General features: G+C 41.0%; 16 protein-coding genes. 12 read left to right on the top strand and 4 right to left on the bottom strand.

The window, feature by feature from the left end; genetic code table 11:
• The first annotated feature begins 57 nt into the window (after positions 1-57).
• The 5 genes from rarD to qoxD all read left to right on the top strand — a co-directional run bounded on the left by rarD (position 58) and on the right by qoxD (position 5,099).
• A complete protein-coding gene (gene rarD / locus BLT18_RS12040; RefSeq protein ID WP_091274345.1) occupies positions 58-990 on the top strand; it encodes an EamA family transporter RarD in 933 nt (310 codons plus the stop codon).
• Between the two features lie 246 nt (positions 991-1,236).
• Positions 1,237-2,157, top strand: a complete 921-nt coding sequence (gene qoxA / locus BLT18_RS12045; protein WP_091274395.1) for a cytochrome aa3 quinol oxidase subunit II — start codon at positions 1,237-1,239, stop codon at positions 2,155-2,157.
• A gap of 96 nt (positions 2,158-2,253) precedes the next feature.
• On the top strand, positions 2,254-4,143 hold the full coding sequence (gene qoxB / locus BLT18_RS12050; RefSeq protein ID WP_091274347.1) for a cytochrome aa3 quinol oxidase subunit I: 1,890 nt from the start codon (positions 2,254-2,256) through the stop codon (positions 4,141-4,143).
• On the top strand, positions 4,140-4,748 hold the full coding sequence (gene qoxC / locus BLT18_RS12055) for a cytochrome aa3 quinol oxidase subunit III (RefSeq protein WP_091274350.1): 609 nt from the start codon (positions 4,140-4,142) through the stop codon (positions 4,746-4,748). Before qoxB ends, qoxC begins: the two co-directional genes overlap by 4 nt.
• On the top strand, positions 4,749-5,099 hold the full coding sequence (qoxD, locus tag BLT18_RS12060) for a cytochrome aa3 quinol oxidase subunit IV (RefSeq protein WP_091274353.1): 351 nt from the start codon (positions 4,749-4,751) through the stop codon (positions 5,097-5,099). It abuts the gene before it with no gap.
• A 189-nt stretch (positions 5,100-5,288) separates the two neighbouring features.
• Here qoxD and BLT18_RS12065 read toward each other — a convergent pair whose 3' ends face one another.
• Positions 5,289-5,588 carry a hypothetical protein gene (locus BLT18_RS12065; protein WP_091274355.1) on the bottom strand — a complete coding sequence of 100 codons (300 nt, stop codon included), beginning with the start codon at positions 5,586-5,588 and terminating at the stop codon, positions 5,289-5,291.
• Between the two features lie 273 nt (positions 5,589-5,861).
• Here BLT18_RS12065 and BLT18_RS12070 point away from each other — a divergent pair, with 273 nt between their 5' ends.
• Complete coding sequence (locus BLT18_RS12070; protein ID WP_091274358.1) at positions 5,862-7,472, top strand: methyl-accepting chemotaxis protein; 1,611 nt, start codon at positions 5,862-5,864, stop codon at positions 7,470-7,472.
• A 175-nt stretch (positions 7,473-7,647) separates the two neighbouring features.
• Here BLT18_RS12070 and BLT18_RS12075 read toward each other — a convergent pair whose 3' ends face one another.
• Positions 7,648-8,448 carry an SDR family NAD(P)-dependent oxidoreductase gene (locus BLT18_RS12075; RefSeq protein ID WP_091274360.1) on the bottom strand — a complete coding sequence of 267 codons (801 nt, stop codon included), beginning with the start codon at positions 8,446-8,448 and terminating at the stop codon, positions 7,648-7,650.
• A 387-nt stretch (positions 8,449-8,835) separates the two neighbouring features.
• Between BLT18_RS12075 and BLT18_RS12080 the strand changes: the two genes are divergently transcribed.
• Genes BLT18_RS12080 through BLT18_RS12100 form a run of 5 tightly spaced genes read left to right on the top strand, consistent with a single transcriptional unit; the run spans position 8,836 to position 13,387 of the window.
• Positions 8,836-10,047: an ABC transporter substrate-binding protein gene (locus tag BLT18_RS12080; RefSeq protein WP_091274363.1), complete on the top strand. Its 1,212-nt coding sequence runs from the start codon at positions 8,836-8,838 to the stop codon at positions 10,045-10,047.
• Positions 10,048-10,068: 21 nt separating this feature from the next.
• Positions 10,069-10,941 carry a branched-chain amino acid ABC transporter permease gene (locus BLT18_RS12085; RefSeq protein ID WP_091274397.1) on the top strand — a complete coding sequence of 291 codons (873 nt, stop codon included), beginning with the start codon at positions 10,069-10,071 and terminating at the stop codon, positions 10,939-10,941.
• On the top strand, positions 10,938-11,915 hold the full coding sequence (locus BLT18_RS12090; RefSeq protein ID WP_091274365.1) for a branched-chain amino acid ABC transporter permease: 978 nt from the start codon (positions 10,938-10,940) through the stop codon (positions 11,913-11,915). The genes BLT18_RS12085 and BLT18_RS12090 overlap by 4 nt, the downstream gene beginning before the upstream one ends.
• Before the next feature lie 18 nt (positions 11,916-11,933).
• On the top strand, positions 11,934-12,692 hold the full coding sequence (locus BLT18_RS12095; RefSeq protein ID WP_091274367.1) for an ABC transporter ATP-binding protein: 759 nt from the start codon (positions 11,934-11,936) through the stop codon (positions 12,690-12,692).
• Complete coding sequence (locus BLT18_RS12100; protein WP_091274370.1) at positions 12,692-13,387, top strand: ABC transporter ATP-binding protein; 696 nt, start codon at positions 12,692-12,694, stop codon at positions 13,385-13,387. Before BLT18_RS12095 ends, BLT18_RS12100 begins: the two co-directional genes overlap by 1 nt.
• Positions 13,388-13,755: 368 nt before the next feature.
• Here BLT18_RS12100 and BLT18_RS12105 read toward each other — a convergent pair whose 3' ends face one another.
• Both BLT18_RS12105 and BLT18_RS12110 read right to left on the bottom strand, forming a co-directional pair.
• On the bottom strand, positions 13,756-13,998 hold the full coding sequence (locus tag BLT18_RS12105) for a ferredoxin (protein ID WP_091274372.1): 243 nt from the start codon (positions 13,996-13,998) through the stop codon (positions 13,756-13,758).
• 67 nt (positions 13,999-14,065) lie between these two features.
• Positions 14,066-15,067 carry an NAD(P)/FAD-dependent oxidoreductase gene (locus tag BLT18_RS12110; protein ID WP_091274374.1) on the bottom strand — a complete coding sequence of 334 codons (1,002 nt, stop codon included), beginning with the start codon at positions 15,065-15,067 and terminating at the stop codon, positions 14,066-14,068.
• A 362-nt stretch (positions 15,068-15,429) separates the two neighbouring features.
• On the opposite strand from BLT18_RS12110, the gene BLT18_RS12115 reads away from it, so the two are divergent.
• Positions 15,430-16,224, top strand: coding sequence for an enoyl-CoA hydratase/isomerase family protein (locus BLT18_RS12115; protein ID WP_091274376.1), 795 nt, complete (start codon positions 15,430-15,432; stop codon positions 16,222-16,224).

Below are 16,224 nucleotides of genomic sequence, written 5' to 3' on the forward strand. Positions count from 1 at the left end.
ATAACAATAGCTTAAAATATGTATATAGAAAAAATACATATGGATAGAGGGAGAAATATGAAGGAGAACCAGCAGCTACAAGGGGTTTTGGCTGCAATAGCCGCCTATATTATATGGGGCTTTTTGCCGCTGTATTGGAAACTTGTCGGCAGTGTTCCTGCTGGAGAAGTGCTTGCACATCGTATTATATGGGCTTTGGTTATCATGTTTATTATTTTGCTTGCCATTGGAAAATGGACGGGTGTGTGGCGTGAGATTCGTGACGTGTTGACTTCTTTCAGAAAAGGAACAGCCATTGGATTAGCAGCTATTTTCATCAGTCTTAATTGGTTTATTTTTATTTTTGCTGTAAATAGTGACCGCGTGATTGAAGTCAGTTTAGGTTATTACATTAATCCGTTAATTAATGTAGTCTTAGCGACGATATTTCTTAAAGAGAGATTATCAAAAGCAGAGGTATTCTCCTTTATTTTAGCTGTGGCTGGAGTACTTTTATTAACGTTTCATTATGGGTATATGCCATGGGCGGCACTTGGTTTGGCGTTATCATTCGGCACGTATGGATTAATAAAGAAAATGGCTCCTATTGGGGCATGGACCGGTTTGACAATAGAAACCGCTATGATGACGCCTTTTGCTCTTATATTTTTAATAGTGTGGAATGATGATCCAGCAGCTGTATTTTATGGCAGTATAGAAATGGCTCTTTTATTAATGGGAGCTGGCGCTGCGACAGCTTTTCCCCTGCTGTTATTTGCAGCAGGTACAAAACGGATTTCTTTTGCACTCGTTGGTTTTCTGCAATATTTAGCCCCAACGATCATGTTGGTTTTAGGTATTTTCGTTTTCCGTGAACCATTTAGTATGGAGCAGCTCCTTTCCTTTGCTATTGTCTGGATTGGGTTAATGGTGTTTACTGCTTCGCGCTCGAATGCAACTTGGAAACTGCGAAAACAAAATAAAATAGAAAAAAACGCCAATGCAAGTTGACTTTTAATTAAATAACAGAAATGGGTATAGGTACCACGCGGCTGTGAAAAGCTGCGTGGTTTTTAATGAAGCGCTATCTTTGAATTTTTTTTGACCATTTTGTGTGTAATTTGAAACATTTCAGTGAGCGTTCTCTGACAACTGAAGAGGTCGTCACCACAATCAATTGTAGTTTGCTAAGATGTCGATACAGTGTCGTAAGTGGAGAACAACACCTATCGAAAGGGGCGCAGAAAGGTGAAAGAGATATATGCACGAGTAAAGCGTTGGGCGGTGTTACCCGCTTTTGCTCTGTTACTGTTAACAGGTGGCTGTGCCGAATTAACCGTTTTGGATCCAAAGGGTCCAGTCGGCGAGAGTCAGAAAGAACTTATTATGTTTTCTATTATTCTCATGTTATTTATCGTGGCTGTTGTTTTTGTCGCATTCACGTATATGATTGTGAAATATCGAGACAGGCCGGGACGTGATGAAAAAGATTATGACCCAAATCACCACGGTAATACAACGTTAGAAATTGTTTGGACGGTAATTCCTTTGATTATTGTCACCGCATTGTCTATCCCGACAGTGCAGACTATTTTCGAGTTGGAGGAAGCACCGGAAGCTTCCAGTGATAAAGAGCCGCTCGTTGTTTATGCCACATCTGCAGACTGGAAGTGGTTTTTCAGTTATCCAGAACAGGGGATTGAAACCGTGAATTACTTACACATACCTACAGATCGTGCCGTCGAGTTTCGTTTGTCATCTGCAGACTCCATGGCTTCGTTGTGGATTCCTGCATTAGGGGGCCAAAAGTACAACATGGCTGGAATGGAAAACACGTTGTACTTGCAAGCAGATGAAGAAGGAACGTATCAAGGCAGAAACTCTAACTACAATGGATCAGGGTTTGCAGCGCAAACATTTGAAGTCCATGCCGAAGGTGAAGAAGAGTTCCGTGATTGGGTAGCAGAGGTGCAAAGCGAGGCACCAGAGTTAACACAAGAAACGTACGATGAACTGCTTGTTCCAGGGTTGTTGGAAGAAATGGAATTTTCGTCAACGCACTTAGAATATGTGGACCATGGTACGAATGAAGGACGAGACTATTTGATTGAACGACATAAAGATGCCTTTGAAGAGCCATTGCATCTCAAAGGCGGAAGAGGTGTCGAGGATGAATAACCTGGGCAAAGAGAAAGCGGGTGAGAAAGCGTGGATCTTCTAAATTTCCTACTAGAGGACTTTTTCGTAACGGGTCAGCCATTAATATACGGAGCAATGGTTTCGATTGTGCTCGTATCGTTTGCTATTGTTTTTGTCCTCACCTATTTTAAAAAATGGGGCTGGCTTTGGCGTGAGTGGCTGACCACAGTAGACCACAAGAAAATTGGAATTATGTATATCATTGCTGCGTTAGCAATGCTCTTTCGCGGTGGAGTAGACGCTTTGATGATGCGTGTCCAGCTTACTTTGCCGGGAATGGAGTTTTTGGATTCACAGCATTATAATGAAATATTCACGACGCATGGTACGATTATGATTATATTTATGGCGATGCCGTTTTTAATCGGGTTAATGAACTACATCGTACCACTGCAAATTGGTGCGCGGGACGTAGCATTTCCGTTTTTAAATGCATTGAGTTTCTGGTCGTTTGCTTTCGGGGCATTGCTGTTTAATATTTCATTTGTTATTGGCGGATCTCCAGATGCAGGCTGGACAAGTTATACGCCGATGGCAGGAGCGAACTTAAATCCAGGACCTGCCCAAAACTATTATTTAATGGGGCTGCAAGTGTCTGGTATCGGGACATTAGCAACCGGAATTAACTTTATTGTAACGATACTCAAAATGAGGGCTCCAGGCATGCATATGATGAGAATGCCTATCTTTACATGGTCAACGCTCATCACCTCTATCATTATTGTGTTTGCTTTTCCGATTTTAACGGTGGCACTCGCTTTAATGACGATTGATCGTATTTTCGGTTCACATTTCTTTACGTTGACCGGTGAAGGGATGCCAATGATGTGGGCCAATCTATTCTGGCTTTGGGGACATCCGGAAGTATACATTGTTATCCTTCCAGCGTTTGGTATCTTTTCAGAAATTATCTCTACATTTGCCCGTAAACAATTGTTTGGTTATAAAGCAATGGTGTATTCCATGGTTGTGATTGCAGCACTCAGCTTTGTGGTTTGGGTTCACCACTTCTTTACGATGGGAGCCGGCGGTGCCGTAAACTCATTCTTCTCTATCACAACGATGTTAATTGCCGTTCCAACAGGTGTGAAAATATTCAACTGGCTCGGTACGATGTATAAAGGGCGTATTCGTTTTGATACACCAATGCTGTGGTCCCTGGCCTTTATCCCTTGCTTTGTAATTGGCGGGGTCACTGGTGTAATGCTGGCAATGGCCGCAGCTGACTATCAATATCACAATACGTACTTTCTAGTTGCCCATTTTCACTACGTATTAATTGCAGGTACCGTTTTCGGCTGTTTTGCCGGTTTAACATACTGGTATCCGAAAATGTTTGGACACAAATTAAACGAGAAAATTGGCAAAATCAGTTTTTGGTTCTTTGTAATTGGTTTTAACATTTGTTTCTTCCCAATGTACTTCCTTGGTTTAGCAGGTATGCCAAGACGTACGTACACGATAGAACCAGAATGGATGCCTCTTAATGTGACAGCTTCCATTGGCGCTGTGCTGATGGCAATTGGTTTTGTGATATTCGTTTACAATATTTATTACAGTTTCCGTTATAGCAAACGCGAAACAACTGGTGATGCATGGGATGGCCGTGCACTGGAATGGGCAACAACGACTCCTGTTCCTTTCTACAACTTTGCAACGCTTCCTCATATTGACGGTTCAGAAGCATTTTGGCGTTTGAAAGAACGCGGCGGCAGTACGTATGAAACAGATAAGCTTAAACCGATTCATATGCCAAGTGACTCTGGGGTTCCGTTTATTATGATGGCTTTAATGTTTGTTGCAAGTTTCGCGCTAGTCTGGGAGTGGATTACCCTGGCGATTGTTGGTTTAATAGGCGTTATTGTTTGCATGGTTATCCGTTCCTTTGATTATGATGATGGATTCTACGTGTCAGTAGATGAAATAAAACGAACCGAGGAAAAAGCAAGGGAGGGAGAACAATGAGTGCACACACAGATACAAACACTGGACCGCTTGAATACCGGTCAAAAGAAGGCCGCATGAACATTTTAGGATTTTGGATCTTTCTTGGTGCAGAAGTCGTTTTGTTCTCCACTCTATTTGCTACGTATGCAGTCTTATTTGGCCGTACGGCAGATGCGCCGGCTCCAAGTGAGTTATTTGAAATGCCAATGGTGCTTATAATGACATTTTTGCTATTAACAAGCAGCTTTACATGCGGCATCGCTATTCATCATATGAGACGCGGGTCGCTGAAAGGATTGGTTGTCTGGCTTATCGTTACGCTCGCATTGGGCCTTGGCTTTTTAGGGTTTGAAATATATGAATTTGTCCATTATGCCCATGAAGGAGCTTCGCTGCCATCAAGCGCCTTTTGGTCTGCCTTTTTCGTCTTGACCGGTACACATGGTCTGCACGTTTTGCTAGGTATCAGCTGGGCTGTGCTCATTTTGATACAGCTCCGCCAGCGAGGTTTAACACCGGTCACGTCAAGAAAAGTATTCGTCGTCGGACTGTATTGGCACTTTCTTGACGTTATTTGGATTTTCATTTTCACAAGCGTATATTTGATTGGGATGGTGGTCTAAATGAGTGAACTTACCAAACGAGTCCCAAAACAGCATATTGTTGGTTTTATCGGATCGATTGTCCTAACAGTCTTAGCAGCGTGGACAGCTGTTGGTTCGAATTTGCCTGTCCCTTGGATTATTACAGCGATTATGGTCTTAGCAGTGATTCAAGCATTCATCCAGCTGTTTATGTTTATGCACATGACAGAAACAGACAGCGGCAAAATTCAAGCCGGTAATATGTTATATGGATTTTTTATAGCAGTAGTTATTGTAGCAGGTTCGATTTGGACGATGTCATTTGGCTACACACACGACCATGGTGGTAATTCCGATACCGAACAGCATGAAGAACACATGGACCATTAATACAAAAACCCCGTGAAGCGAATGGAAATCGCATCTCACGGGGTTTTTTATGCATATGACAAGAAGAACGAGTTTGTGGTGTTTGCTTGTGGTTCCGGATTTCGTCTAAAACAGCATCTTTTTGCGGGACAGGCTGTTTTTTTGTGCAAAACGCATGCAATGCGTGGAACAAGTAAAAATACTATTAATTTATTCCGTTTCAGAACGTAAATCAGAACGAAAGGAAGGCAGCTTTTTCGTATCGATTTCTTTGAAAAAGCGAATTAAAAACATAATTAAGGCGATATCAGCAAGAAGCAGACTTCCATAAAAAGCAATAATGGAAGTTGGTGCGTTTAAAAGCGTCATAGACGTGAAATGGCTGAGAAAATAATCCCACATTCCAAGCATAAGCGCTCCTTGCAATAGAGAAAGGGTCCACATGCCGCGCTTAGCAAAAAATAAAGGACAGATAGTTGCAAATACCATAAAAAGGAGCAGTACATCCATATTTCGACACCTCTTTTTCGTAAACGGTTACATTAATTTGTTACGTATATTGTAACAAATTATTCACAAAAAAGACATAAATAATTCAATGAAAATTCAATATTATCCAGTTGGCCGACGTCGGCCCTTTGGACAAGAAGAAAAATGGAATGATATATCTTAAGTACCTGTTTTCATCCAGCGTAATTTAATACTTTTGTCTCATATTCTATGAAAAAAGTATTAAAAAGTGTTAGAATTTTCATTATAATAATCATGGGGGGTGTATAAAGGATGTCATCTCTAAAATCAAGATCTGCTTTAGCGTTAAAGCGAAAGGCAGAAAACAAGGCAAAAGCATTAAAACCCTTTGTTGAAACGGGGGCGGTCAAAGACAACCCCGACCAAGTTCGGGAAAAGCTGGATGAGTTTTTAGAAGGCGATGAATATTTGCTCATCGTTGATCAAAATGGCTGGAGTTACCTTCATACGAACCGGCTGAGGGAAGGCCAGCCTTTTACTGATGAGGTAGGTCAAAAAGCAGCACAAACAACAGAATCGTTATTACAATGGTATCCACGTAATACCGGAGAATTACTCATTGATGCTTCTTGTCCCATTGGAAAAAGCCCGGATGGCAATTCATTCAATGTAAGAGTGGGAAGAGTTGTACATAAAAAGCTGCTTGCTCCTTGGATTTTCAGTTTAGCGTGTCTGCCAGTGATGCTGCTTTTCTTGCTGCAAGTGCTGTTCACAGAAGCAAACCAGCTGTGGTGGACGGGTCTTGCCGTTCTTCTTTTTGCAGCTGGCTTTGGTGCATATTCCTATCATATGGTTATTTCTTCTGTAAGGCAGTGGAACAGTGTCACTAGAGCGATATCAGCCGGAAAATTAACAAAGAAAGTGGAAAATCAGTCTCGAAGTGAATTTCACCAAATTGGTTTTGAGATAAATAAAATGGTGATTGGCATGGCAAACATGATAAAAGAGATAGACCGCGCCGCAGAATTGGTGAAAGAGATAAGCAGTACGCAAGAAAGAGAAACAGAAGAGCTTTCTGCAGGATTTGAACAATTTGCTTCTGGTATGCAAGAATTTCAAGCTGGCGCTCAAAGCCAAACGTCTTCTCTGCAAACCGCTCAAGAAATGATGAAAGAAATGACAGAAAGCGTCATAAGGATGAAAAATGGAATTTTGGAAGCAGTCGCACAATCCGAAGAGTCAAGCAGAGAAGCAGACAAAGGTAAAAAAGCTTTAGACTCCTCAGAAGAAAAAATGTATCATATCCAAGAAGCTGTTGGAGATTCGACCAAACAAATTCAGTCGGCTGCTATAGATGCAGAAGAGATGATGAAAAAAGCTGCTAGTATTACAGATATTGCTGATCAAACAAATTTACTTGCGTTAAATGCCTCCATTGAAGCAGCTAGAGCTGGGGAGGCAGGGAAAGGTTTTGCGGTAGTAGCTGCAGAAGTGAAGAAGCTGGCAGCAGATACGAACACATTTGCGAATGATATTTTCAGTATATTAACAAAAACAAAAAGTGAGCTCGGAGGTGCTGTTTCTCGGGCAAAGAATAGTGCAAATGTTATCGAAGAAGGCGTAAAGGTTGTGAAGCAAGCAGGAGACTCTATCAGGCAGCTGCATGCAGCTTCAGAAAACACGAGAGAAGCAATCCAGGAAAATGTACAAATTGCCGATAAGTTAATGGAAGATGGCAAGAATGTAAATAACATCATGGTGGATGTAAATAACATTGCTGATGAATTCACAACCTCAGTTGTACAAAATGTAAGCAGCATGGACCAGCAAATAGCAGGTGTACAGCAAATTACCTCTGATGCTTCCAAGTTGTCAACAGAAGCGAAGCATTTAAACCAAATTGTCGGCCGTTTTCAACTGTGAGCAGGAAGTAATTGCGGATAAAAAGAATAACGTTGTGCCTTATTAGCTGCCAACATTTTCTGCTTTGGCAGCTAATATAGAATCCAGTGTCAGTAAAATGCTGCTAAAAGAGAAGGCTTATCTGCGATGTTCTTTTTGATTATCAACGGTCATCTTATATCTTTTCGTATTTGCTTTATCTTAAAACACTCCCTCCGGATATTTTGATTGATTCCCCAACAATATTTGCTCCAGCCTCTGATAATAAATAGGCAATGGTATGGGCAACTTCCTTAGGTTCTGTTAAACGGCCGGATGGAATACTATTTTTAGCTATTTTTAATTGATCTTCAAATGATCGGTTTTCACGCTCTGCTTTGTTTTGAATCGCTTGTTTTCCCATTTCTGTTTCAACGTATCCTGGACAAACGGCATTGACCCGAATGCCGTGAGAAACTGCTTCAACAGCCATCGAGTGAGTGAAGCCGATGAGAGCAAATTTGGAAGCAGCATAAGCTGTGTTGCCTCGGGTGCCGCGCAGACCAGAAAGTGATGAAACATTTACAATAGCGCCTTTACGGTGCTTACGCATATTTTCATAAACAAGCTGAGTAAGCAGAACAGTTGCTGTGTAGTTAATGTGCATAATACGTTCCATTTCTGATTGTGTCAGCTTCTCGACCACATTGCCGCCTACCACCCCAGCTGAGTTAACTAGTAATGAGATAAAGCCGTGCTGCTCATGTGCGCGTTCAACGAGTTGACGGCGGTCTTCTTCTTTTCCAATATCAGCAGAAAAAGTGAACACTTGTGCATGAGGATTCTGCTGTATAATGTCTTTCTTTAATGTTTCTAGAGCAGCTTGGCGTCGTCCGGTAATGGTAACATCTGCTCCCATAGAAGCTAGAAGTAAGGCTGTTTCATAGCCTATTCCCCCCGTTGCTCCTGTAACAAGAGCATGTTCTCCTGTAAGTGCATGATTTGAAAAAATACTCAAATGACAACTCTCCTTTTCGTTATAATCAGTCTGTAACATATGGACAGCTGTGATGTGAAAAACGGTACAGCATCTAACAGAATACCCTCTCAGTATACGAGATAAAACATAAAAGCTCCTGTGTAATACGCGAAAGTTAATTATGTTTTTATTACGAGAAAAATAAATAAATATTGTGTTAAAATATGATTGTCTGTATTAATAGTATTTCATCTATAATTGATGATAATTTAAGTAATGTTTTTTAGACGGAAGTTAAAAAAGTATTGTTTTTTACATATAGGCAATATATCATAGAGATAGCAAAAAAAGAAGGAGGGATTGGCAGCACACAAAATGAAAACGCTCTCTTGTTAAAAAACTCAATGAATAAAGGGGGAAATGTGGATGAAAAAATATGCCACAACATTATTTATTTTCACTATTTTTCTGATTATTCTGTCATCGTGTGGCGGCAGTGCATTACAATCAGAACAATCAAGTGGACAGGCTGAGGAAGGAGATAAAGAATCTATTAAAATAGGAGCTATCTTGCCTTTCTCGGGTGTTTATACGTCATTAGGAAAAGATCTGTCTGATGGGATGAAGTTATATTTGGATAGTGTTGACTGGCAGGCTGGCGGAAAAGACATAGAGCTGCTGGAAGAAGACACAGAAGCAGATCCGCAAACAGCATTAAGAATGACGAGAAAGTTAATGGACCGAGAAAACATAGATATTTTAACAGGAGCGGTGAGTACAGCGGTTGCTTACGCCATCCGTGATGAAGTGGATGCCAATCAATTACCGTACCTGGCTTCACATGCTGGCGGTAATAATTTAACAAGAGAGGAACGAAGTGATTATATTTGGCGTTCATCATTTTCTTCGTGGCAGATAGGTCATGCCATGGGGCAATGGGCTTATGATAACGTTGGTGACCAAATGTACGTTGCAGCGGCAGATTATGCTTTTGGACGTGAAGTATCAGCCGCTTTTGTGGAAGCGTATGAAGAAGCTGGCGGAGAAATTGTAGGGGAAGTATATCCACCGCTTGAAAACAACGATTATGCTTCTTATTTGACCACTATTAGAGACGCGGACGCCGATGGGGTATATGCCTTTTTTGCTGGCAGTGATGCAGTTCGTTTTGTACAGCAGTTTGAAGAATATGGATTGAAAGAAGAATTGGAACTGCTTGGGTCAGGCTGGCTGGTGTCAGAAGATTTACGTGAATCGATTGGAGAGGCAGCAGAAGGAACGAAAGCAGCCAGCTTTTGGGATTACAATTTAGAAAATGATGAAAATCAGGAGTTTGTTCAAGCTTATGAAGAAGCATATGACCGCCGTCCGACTGTCGAAGCCTTGGAGGGCTATGATGCAGCACGTATTATTGTAGAAACAATAGAAGCATTGGATGGCGATGTTAGTGATGGAAAACAAGTAGCTGAGGCAATGGGAAATGTCACATTTAATAGTCCGCGTGGAGCATTTTCGTTTGACAAAAATACGCATCACGTACTGCAAGACATGTATATCTTAGAAACGGTGTTAGAAGGAGAACGGACAGAAAATAAACTGCTTGAGACGATTGAGGAAGTGCAGGATCCAGGTGAATAATAACGAATGCGGGGTGAAAAAATGGACGTATTAGCTGCCCAGCTAATAAATGGATTCTCGTATGGTATGCTGTTATTTATTATTACATGCGGGCTTTCATTAGTATTTGGTATTTTGGGTGTTTTGAATTTGGCACATGGTTCTTTATATATGATAGGGGCATATGTAGCTTTTTCAATTACATCAACATTTTCACAAAGCTTTTGGACTGCTCTTATTGCAGCGCCTCTTGTTGTGGCAGTGCTTGCGCTTATTATTGAGCGCACACTGCTTAAGTCGACGTATCATCTCGGGCATTTGTCGCAAGTGTTATTAACATTTGGACTAGCCTATGTTTTTCATGACATAGCAAAGCTTATATGGGGGTCCAATGTTCTTTCGATTCAGGTGCCGCCTTCATTAGAAGGTTCGATCATTGTTTTCGGCCAAACATTTCCGCTGTACCGAATTGTCATTATCGGTGTAGGCGTTTGTTTAGCTTTTGGTTTGTGGTGGATGCAAAATAAAACGAGATGGGGTGCTATTGTACGAGCAGGGTTAAGTGATAAACAAATGATTGGTGCACTGGGGGTTAACATTCACTTAGTATTTACGACGATATTTGTTATTGGCGGATTATTGGCAGGCTTTGGAGGAGTCGTAGCTGCACCGGTATTAGGGCTGTATCCAGATATGGAATTTCAAACGCTCATTTTAGCATTGGTTGTCTTAGTTATCGGCGGGTTAGGCTCTATTGCCGGCACACTGGTTGCCAGCGTTTTAGTAGGGACATTAGAAACATTTGGCCGGTTTTTGTTTCCTGAGGTTAGCATGTTTCTCGTGTTTGCATTGATGGCAGTAATTTTAGTGTGGCGGCCAAATGGTTTGTTAGGAAAGCAGGTGGCAGAAGAATGAATAACACGTATGTAAAATTTATTGCTGTTCTTGTTTTGATAGCTGCAGCGCCGTTTTTTCTGCCGCTTTTTCATATTAACTTATTAAGTGAAATTTTAATTTTAGCTATATTTGCGTTAAGTTTAAACGTAATGATGGGTTACGCAGGTATGGTTTCGTTAGGTCATGCTGCATTTTTTGGAACAGGTGCATACGCAGCAGGTATTATGGCGCAAAACGCTTCAGCGAATATGATTTTTACATTAGCGGGAGCTGTCGTGTTATCCCTTGTTTTAGCAGGCATTGTTGGTTTATTTTGCATGAAAGTCAGCGGCTTTTATTTTCTTATGCTTACATTGGCATTTTCACAAATGGTTTATTCCTTTGTATATCAAGCGAACCAATGGACAGGAGGCTCAAACGGCCTATCAGGCATCCCAAGCCCCGTGTTGTTTGGGTTCAGCTTTTCCAATAGTGTATGGGTATATTATCTTATTGGGCTGATATTTTTACTTATATTTGCTGGTCTCCGTGTATTAGTGAAGTCTCCTTTCGGGCAAATTCTTATTGGGATCAGGGAAAATGAAACAAGGCTGAAATCGATGGGGTATAACACCAGCATGTATAAATATGCTGCATTTATTATATCTGGTGTTATAGGCGGCATGTCCGGTGCGCTCTATACGTATTTTAATGGTTTTATTGCTCCAAGTGACGTGTATTGGACGATGTCTGGAACCGTACTGATTATGGTGTTGGTCGGAGGAGCTGGAACAATGACCGGACCGGTACTGGGAGCAGCATTAATTGTGTTGTTAGAGACGGTCGTTGCAGCTTATACAGACATGTGGATGTTGATACTTGGCTCTGTGTTTATTATCTTTGTTATCTTTTTCCCTTCCGGCATTCACGGTATTTTGCAGGACACTCTCAATAAATGGCAGAAGCCAAAGCTGAATCCAGACGTGAAAAGTGTAAAAAGAGAACAAATTTAGCAGGGGAGGGGAAAACAGATGGAGTGCATTCTTAAAGTTGATGGAGTATCGAAGCAATTTGGAGGGTTAGAAATATTAAAGGACCTTTCTTTTCATGTAAATAAAGGAGAACGAATTGGAATAATTGGTCCGAATGGAGCTGGAAAATCAACATTTTTTAATTTGCTGACCGGTGATTTAGCCCCCTCAAAAGGAAATGTTTTTTATAAAGACAAAGATATTACAACAGAGCCTAATTACAAACGTGCTCGACGCGGAATTGTTCGAACATTCCAAAAAAACAACCTTCTTGTTCCATTGACAGTACTTGATAATTTGCTACTCGTGCTGCAGCGCAAACATGGCATTTCGCGTACATGGTTTAAGATTCGAAATCAAAAGCAGTATGAAACATTATACAATGAAGCTGATGAATTGCTGCAGCGGTGGGGGCTGAAACATCAACGTAACGTGAAGGTGGAAAGCTTATCTTATGGAGAACAGCGTCAAATTGAAATTATGCTGGGTGTTGCTACAAACCCTGATGTATTGTTGTTGGATGAACCAACAGCGGGAATGTCTCAATCAGAAACGAATTATATCGTTCAGTTATTGCACGAATTACCGAAAGATTTGACACTTATGATTATTGAGCATGATTTAGAGGTGATTTTTGGTATTGCTGAACGTATGATTGTTTTATATGACAAACATATATTGATTGATGACTCACCTGATGTTGTACGTAAAGACCCACAAGTAAATCAGATTTATATTGGCACGGAAGGGGCGGTTTGATGCTGCGTGTGCAAGGTTTGAATGCGTATTATGGAGAAAGTCATATCTTGCATGACTTATCATTAGAGGTGGAAAAAGGAAAAGTGGCTGCTCTATTAGGAAGGAACGGAATGGGCAAAACAACGATCATTCACTCTATTATGGGATTGGTGCCAAAGCGAGAGGGTACTATTACAGTAGATGGGAAGAACGTAATCAACAGACAGAGCCACCATATCTCAAAAGCTGGAGTTGGGCTGGTTCCTCAAGGAAGAAGGATTTTTCCGAATCTTACCGTAAAAGAAAACTTGCTTACCACTTATGTGAAAATAGATAAAGAAGGCTGGACATTAGAAAAAATCTATCAGCTTTTTCCGCGCTTAAAAGAACGACAGCACTTTATGGGAGGCAGCTTGAGCGGCGGGGAGCAGCAAATGCTCTCGATCGGCCGGGCACTGTTGACAAATCCGTCTCTCTTATTGCTCGATGAGCCTTCTGAAGGTTTGTCACCGCTAATGGTAGAGGAAGTAAGCAAGATTATTCATCAATTAAAAAAAGAAGGACTTACGATGCTCCTAGTTGAACAAAACTTGGCCATGGCAAAAGAAATTGCTGATTACGTATATATTGTAAATAAAGGCCAGGTTACGTTTGAAGGACCAAGTGACTCTTTTAATGAAGACGTGCAGCAAGAGCACCTTGCCCTTAGTTCATAACCGATTATATCCTATATAGAAGAGAAAGGCGGACACAAGGTTTTGCCTTTCTCTTTATTATTTCACTGATAAGACAAGGGAACATGTCGGGAGGGGGATCATCTGTATTGTTAACATGCGGAGGAAAGACGAATACATGCAGTGAGATCATCTGCGGGCTTTCCGGATGGAGTTTCTTCCCCTTAGCCAGGGTGCCAGTCAAGTTTTCTTCATACTAGAAAGTGTTATGAGACTATCTAACAGGAGGTTCTAGTGAAAGGGTACTCTGTTTTCTATGAAAGTCTATATGTACGTCAATGATGGTGTCTCATAGAATAGAGCTGTCCCGGTTTTTATATAGGACAGCTCTATGACGTTAAATCGTGAAATTAAGCTTCTACTGTAGATGGAAAGGGTTCGTCGCTCACTTTAATTGATTCCGTTGGACAACCTTCTTCCGCATCCAGCAAATCTTCTTCTAAATCCTCTTCTACTGCTTCCGTACCTTGATTGTTGTCTAATAATGCTTCAGCAAGCCCTTCGTCATCATAGCCGAAAAGTTCAGGGGCTGTGGCTCCGCATGCCCCGCAAGCGATACAAGTATCTTTGTCCACCATTGTGTATTTAGCCATATGAAGCAAACCTCCTTACTAGTTTAAGAATAATGAAGCGAACAGCCAAGGGAAACGTTATGGTAAATTAAGCAAATATACTTGTGCTGTGCAGTGGTTGTACTTTTGCTTTTGGATCAATATAGGATTTCGCGTTATTCACAGCTGTTGGTGCTTCGCCAAAACCTGTGGCAATTAACTTTACTTTGCCGTCATACGTGCAGATGTCTCCTGCTGCGTATACACCAGGGATATTCGTTTCCATTTTTGAATTCACAACAATCGAGTTTTTTCTAATATCTAATCCCCATTCTTTCATTGGTCCAAGTGATGACAAAAATCCAAAATTGACAATGACGTCATCTACATCCAATGTCAGCTTTTCCGATTCATTTTTACTATGCTGAATAACAGCTTGCTGAATGCCGTCTTCATCACCAATTAAACGCTCCGGTGTGTAAGGTGTTTTAATGTTAATACTGCTATTAAACAATTGTTCGACACTGTGTTCATGGGCACGGAACTTATCACGCCGGTGAGCGATTGTTACTTTATCAGCAATTGGCTCAAGCATTAATGCCCAATCAACGGCAGAATCGCCCCCGCCAAAAAGCAGCACGTTTTTATCCTTGAATTTACTCAAGTCATCAACAAAATAGTGCAGGTTTGTGCCCTCATACTTTTCTGCATCATCCAATTTTAATTTTCTTGGACTAAAAGCCCCGTTTCCAGCTGTTAATATGACTGTACGAGTATAGTGGGCTCCTTCGTTGGTGGTCATTTTAATAATATCGTCCTCTTGTTTGACGAGTGTTTCTACTTGTTCACCGAGAGAAACAGCAGGATTAAAATAATTGGCTTGCTCGAGAAGCTGATCAACGAGATCTTGTGCTTTTACTTTTGGGAAACCAGCGATGTCATAAATGTATTTTTCCGGATAAAGAGCTGACAGCTGTCCTCCCAAATGGGGCAAACTTTCAATAATTTTTACAGATAACTGCCGCATACCGGCGTAAAATGCAGTGAACAAGCCTACAGGACCTCCGCCTATAATCGTAATGTCATACGTTTGGCTTTGTGCATCTTCCATAGAGTGCTGTACCCCCTTCTTCAACATTTCATTACGTTTATTAAACTTTCGTTATTAATAAATAATGTATTTTATTTTATGCGCAATGTCAACCCAATTATGATGTTTATTTTTTGTCACTGCCAATAACTGCTGTTAACAGGACATTCCTATATTAACGGGAAAAAACATACGTAACATCAAATGCAAAAAATGAAAAAAGTAGATATATAGAGTAATTGGAAGTAATGACAAGTTATTTGATTTTAACTGCTGTAAAATCGATGGAATGCATGTTTGAAAAAGCGCTAACATTTCTGTACATTATGAATTAATCACGAAAGATACAAATTCATAATAAAAATATTTAGGAGGTTTTTCTATTGACTACTGCAATTGAAAAGGAAACGCTCACAGTTAAAAAGGCAAATGGAATCGCGGAGGTACACATTCACGTCAACAAATCAAATTCGTATGATTTGGAATATTACAAAGAGTTAAATGCAGCGATTGATGACATTCGTTTCGACAGTGACATTAAAGTAGCTATTTTGATGAGTGATATGCCGAAGTTCTTCTCTGCTGGGGCAGATGTAAGCTTCTTAAAGTCAGCAGATCCGCGTTTTAAAACACAATTCTGCTTATTCTGTAACGAGACGCTGGATAAGATTGCACGTTCACCGCAAATCTGGATTGCATGTCTGGAAGGACATACCGTAGGCGGCGGTTTGGAAATGGCGCTGGCATGTGACTTGCGCTTTATGGGAGATGAAGCGGGGCAAATTGGTCTTCCAGAAATCAGCTTAGGTGTATTGGCTGGTACAGGCGGCACACAGCGTCTGCTTCGTCAAGTAGGCCATTCCAAAGCGCTGGACTTAAACATTACAGGAGAGACCATGTCTCCGCAAGAAGCGCTGGATATTAACTTGGTAGACCGAGTATTCCCGCAGGCAGAAACACGTGAAAAGACGCTTGCATATGCAGAAAACATTGCAAGCAAAGCAACATATGCAGCATCCAACATTAAACTGTCCATCATGAATGGTAAAGAAATGCCGCTAAACGTTGCTGTTCGCTACGAAGGGGAGCTGCAAAACCTATTGTTCCGCTCCGATGATGCGCAAGAAGGTCTCAGTGCTTTCTTAGACAAGCGTGAAGCAAACTGGAGTGGAAAATAA

The organism is Alteribacillus persepolensis (assembly GCF_900099605.1).
GTDB lineage: Bacteria > Bacillota > Bacilli > Bacillales > Marinococcaceae > Alteribacillus > Alteribacillus persepolensis.